Annotated in this window: 4 protein-coding genes and 2 pseudogenes; 3 read left to right on the forward strand and 3 right to left on the reverse strand. The window is 60.4% G+C overall.

What is annotated here, in order from left to right:
* Positions 1-410: 410 nt before the first annotated feature.
* Positions 411-689, reverse strand: coding sequence for a hypothetical protein (locus IVB42_RS05550; protein ID WP_247469823.1), 279 nt, complete (start codon positions 687-689; stop codon positions 411-413).
* Positions 690-1130: 441 nt separating this feature from the next.
* On the opposite strand from IVB42_RS05550, the gene IVB42_RS05555 reads away from it, so the two are divergent.
* Positions 1131-1352, forward strand: coding sequence for a transposase domain-containing protein (locus tag IVB42_RS05555; RefSeq protein ID WP_247469825.1), 222 nt, complete (start codon positions 1131-1133; stop codon positions 1350-1352).
* 408 nt (positions 1353-1760) lie between these two features.
* Positions 1761-1943: pseudogene (locus IVB42_RS05560) on the forward strand (transposase); the annotation flags it as partial.
* Here the strand turns inward: IVB42_RS05560 and IVB42_RS05565 are convergent.
* Complete coding sequence (locus IVB42_RS05565; protein WP_247469827.1) at positions 1858-2508, reverse strand: hypothetical protein; 651 nt, start codon at positions 2506-2508, stop codon at positions 1858-1860. The pseudogene IVB42_RS05560 and the gene IVB42_RS05565 sit on opposite strands and share 86 nt — an antisense overlap.
* Positions 2492-3235 carry a recombinase zinc beta ribbon domain-containing protein gene (locus IVB42_RS05570; RefSeq protein WP_247469829.1) on the reverse strand — a complete coding sequence of 248 codons (744 nt, stop codon included), beginning with the start codon at positions 3233-3235 and terminating at the stop codon, positions 2492-2494. The genes IVB42_RS05565 and IVB42_RS05570 overlap by 17 nt, the downstream gene beginning before the upstream one ends.
* A 41-nt stretch (positions 3236-3276) precedes the next feature.
* Between IVB42_RS05570 and IVB42_RS05575 the strand changes: the two are divergent.
* Positions 3277-4006, forward strand: a pseudogene (locus IVB42_RS05575) (transposase); the annotation flags it as partial.
* Positions 4007-4533: the final 527 nt, after the last annotated feature.

A 4533-nucleotide genomic window follows, 5' to 3' on the forward strand; every position in this document is an offset into this window, starting at 1 on the left:
TGATCATCGTCTGCCATCACAAGGTGTCCACCTATTTTGGTGGACACCTCATGCATCAGAGCACTCAAAAGCAAAAGGTGCAGGGAAATTCGCGCTTACCCACGACTTGGGAGATGTGTGGCTTAATTTCGTTAAGCTTCTCGAATGCGCGTTCGAGCTCGCCGTCGGTGAGCGGCTAGATGTGTTTGTGTGCGACACCGGCGGAAGCGAGGGCAAGCTGGATGTTATACTTACCGGTAGAGGCGAACAGCCCCGCGGCCCCGGAAACTTCTTAACGTTCCAGAAATCCACCCGATGTTGCGGCCCGCCGTCCGGAAAGGCGTGCCGACTATAAGCGAGCACCATTGCGATTGATTCAATCGCGACTGCGTCTTTGAAACCTGTGTGCTCCGGCGTGCTCTCAAGCGACTCTATTTCCCAAGGCCATAATCGATCGGCACGAATATCCCAGCTTCGTGCATTTCTGGGTAGTTCATTGGCGCAACATAGGCGATGTCCCAATCTACGCGACCGGCCTCGTGCATTGCCTTGACCTGCGGCTCGGCTAGGTCGGCAACTACATCAACCACATTTATTCTAGTAGCCTTCTTAAACGGCTCATAGACATCTCGCCGAACACCGTCCGTGAAAGAGCCGCCCCAACTGAAAACTACGACTTCGCCACTTCCGGCAAGCTTTCCTGTACCCATGCGTTAGTCGCCTCGGCCAGGAAAGGTGGGCTTAAGAAGGCCGCGCTTGACCTCAACAGTGATCGGCGGCTCAAGTTACCGAATGAGGGGTGGTCAGAATCCTGCTTGGACATGATATTTCCTCTCTGTCGAAGAACTGAATCCGTTGCGCTGCAAATTTTCGAGAGCTGAGCCGCAAGTAAGGACCGGAAGATCACCGGCTGTTGTGGGCCTTTCCGGCGCATTATCGGTGGCAAACATCGACGCGACCGCTTCTTGTCAATTTGGGCGCCCGCCCCAAGGCTCCTTTGGAGGTGGTCTATTTCGGACTGAGGAAGCATCTAGTAAGCTTTTTACATTGAGTGCGGCCGTGCGATTAGCCGGGGGCGAATGTAAGGGACGTGCCAGAGCAGAAAAAACGCGCTCTTCGCCGGTCATGAAGTCGGGGCCGAAAAATGGGCCTTGCTCGCCTCCGTCGTGGCCGCCTGCAAGCTCAACGATGTAAACCCCGTCGCCTATATCGCCGAAACGCTTGAATCCATGATCGCCGGTCATCCTCAAAGCAAAATCGAGCACCTTATGCCATGGCGATTCTTCAAGGAAGACGAAAACGCAGAACCGTCGCGAGTGGCACGTGAATATCAAGCGACAAAGATGCTGTCAGACAACAGCAGATGGAATTAGCCGCTGGTCTCCCGGAGAGGAGTTGGGCTGGGAGCCGATTGCTATAGAACCTAAGTTGTCCGCCACGCAATCCAACGCTCCTGGATGTGATCCGCGTTGGTCTTGCCGTGGGGTCGTTTGGCCACGAGCCAGGCGATGTCTTCGACCAGGACCTTCGAAGCGTTCTCCGGATTTACGCTGACCTGCGACATCAGCTCGGCCGACAGGTACTTGAGCTGGTTTGCATTTGGTCCAGGATAATTGGTAGCCTCAGTCCACCTGCCGCAATCTGCGCGCGATTCAAGAACGCAACCAGCTTTTGTGCGCTCGCCGTATTAGGTCCGCCTTTCAAAATCGCGGCGTAGTCCCAACCCATCGCGGCCCCTTGATTGCCGCGCCCTGGCGTACCGCCGCGAACGCACGACCGATCTCGCTATCTGGCCTTACCAGAACGGTGTGGTGCTGGATTTCTCGCGGCCGGGAAAACCTACGGACAACAGCTTCATCGAATCATTTAACGCCAAGTTCAGAAGCGTGCGCCTGAACACGCACTGGTTCCTGAGCGTTGACGACGCGTGGCAGAAAATGGAGGATTGGCGTAGAGACTACAACCGCGCATCAGAACACCCGTCTGTCCATTTTGTTGAAGAGAAGAGACTTTGCTGATCGGGATGCGGTCCCGCGGGTATCTTGGGTTCTGTCGCGCTCGTTCGGCGATAGATTGAGCGGCAGTTGTTATCAGGGAGGCGCGGGCGAAGATCCACGGGCCGTCCGATAGCGGAGGGAAGGCTTCGATTTCGCCGGCTTCAGCGGCCAGCCGGAGCGTCTTGGGCAAGATCCTCAGGAGCTTTGCGGCGTTGCTAAGGTTGAGCCAGGGTTCGATCCTGTCATCGGCGGGCTTGAACACCGGGAGGTGGTAGCTCGAGCGCATTGATGTAACGCGCTCGCGGGTCCAGCGACTGCCGTTGCCCGTCTTGAGGCCGTTTCGGTTGAGGAGGCCGACAATCACATCGTCATTGGCGATCAGCACCAGTTGACGCACGGCTTGGATAATATCGGCGGAAGTGCTGTTGCGCTGTGCGCGCCGGCGCTTGGGCAATCGCAACCCGCTGTGAGCGCCACCCACCCAGTGGACGATGAGAACGATCTCGGGCGCCGCGTCATCTATATTGGCCACACCTCATGGACGAGGGTGCGTACAATGCGCTTCTTGAGGCGAGCATCCGTCGTCGGCGCACCCCAGACCGTTTTGAGGTTCGAGGCCAGTACGCCGAGCGAAGCTGGATCAGCAATAGGGCCGGGCGTCGCCGCATCATGCATGCGATCTTGTCCTCGACCTCCGCCGCTTGAGCGAGCGCTCTGTTCCAGCGCGCCTCAAGCTCACTCGCCACCAGCCGGTTCGCGGGGTCAGCGGCATCGTGTTGCCGGAAAGCCCCGTCGGCGGCATAGCTCGCCGCCTCCAGATCGCGACTGAGCGCAACCCGCACCTGATCCCGTCGTTCTCCGGCTTCCTCGGCGGCAGCGGTTGCAGCGCGATAGCGCCCAGGGCCGACGACGCTAAGTAGAGCTTCCTCGATTGCATCATCGACGCGCAATCCTCCGAAGGCGATGCAGTGAGCGCCGCCATTGTTCATCCAAGCGCGGCTGCGACTGTAGCACGGGATATGGTGCTTCATGCCTGAGTACCGGAGTGTGAGCTTGCGGCCGCAGCGCTCGCACCGGATCAGACCGGCCAGCAGCGCGTCTCCATGCTTGGGCGAGCCGTGATGCCGACCAGCGGTAACGTTGCTGCTGAACATCGCGCGGATCGCTTCGAACCTCTCCCAGCTCACATACCCGTCGTGGGTATGAGGCTTCAACGTCAACCATTCGTTCCGCGTCTTGCGGCGGATCTTCACGCTCATGCCCTCGGCGGTGTATCCCGCCCGCACAGCCGTCTTACCATACCCCGGACGGCCACCAGCGCGTCGTCCGTCACGGTCACCTGCCGGAGCGCGAGGTGATGACCGGCATCGGTCCGGTCGCCGTCCGCCAGCCGAGTGTACGCGATCGCGAGACGGCGCGACCGACCCGACCGCATCCGGTTCTCTCCGTCGATCTTGCCGCCCTACATGCGCCGCTCGAAATCGATCGAGACGTTGGTGCCGATGCTTTACCTGAAGCTGATGTCGGCCGGCGTTGACTTCTGCGAGGCGCGCGCGGCGCTGCTCGGCAAGGACGCTGCCGGGTTGTCGGCATCCGCCATCGGCCGCCTGAAGCACGGTTGGCTCGATGAGCACGCCGCCTGGCAGGAGCGCGACCAGTCGGCGAAGCGATACGTCTACATCTGGGCCGATGGCATCCATCTCCAGGCGCGCCTCGAAGACGAAAAGCAGTGCATCCTGGTGCTGATCGGCGCGACCCCGGAAGGCCGCAAGGAACTGGTCGGCTTCACCGATCGCGCCCGCGATAGCGCGCCAGGACTGGCGCGATCTGCTGCTCGATCTGAAGCGGCGCGGGCTCGACGTGGCGCCCCGGCTCGTCATTGCCGATGGCGCACTCGGGTTCTGCGGCGAGGTCTGGCCGAAAACGCGCGAGCAGCGCTGCTGGGTGCACAAGACCGCCAACCGCTACTGGCGTTCTACGACTTCCCGGCCGAGCACTGGAAAGACTTGCGGACGACGGATGAGATGGACAAGCGATTTTTTCATTATCGAGATGACGCTTGCTGGAAATCGCGTAAGTCCATTCTTTTGTTCGGCCGCGGCGCAGGTCATTCTTCCGTCCCGGCCATCAATCTTGCAGCCGCGGCGCGCAGGGGCGGTCAAGGCTGCCCGCACTTGCGGGCACCGCAAGGCTTGGCCTTGACCGGCCCGAGCAGGGTGGCACGCTGCATGGAACGGGACTGGCCAGGCTGGAAGTTGCCGTCAACTGCGATTATGGTTCCCGGGCGCGGGCGACCTCGTGGCGAAGCGTGACGCGTCGGCTGCAAGCGTCGCCGGACTGCCATGTTGTCTTGCCGAATTGAAGCGCCCGCTCTTGGCGACCGCGCTTTCCATTGCGAGACGAATTGTTCCTAGTTTCGCTCCGCCTGGGCGGCAATCAGAATCTCGCGGTCGCGCACGCCTTGATGTTGTAGGCATACGCTGGCCCACGCCGGCTGCCTTTCTGTTGCGGATGTCCGGCTTGAAGCTGCATCGCGCGGGTCTTAATGGCGACCAGT

The sequence above is a fragment of the Bradyrhizobium sp. 45 genome, assembly GCF_023073155.1.
Classification (GTDB): Bacteria; Pseudomonadota; Alphaproteobacteria; order Rhizobiales; family Xanthobacteraceae; genus Bradyrhizobium; species Bradyrhizobium canariense_D.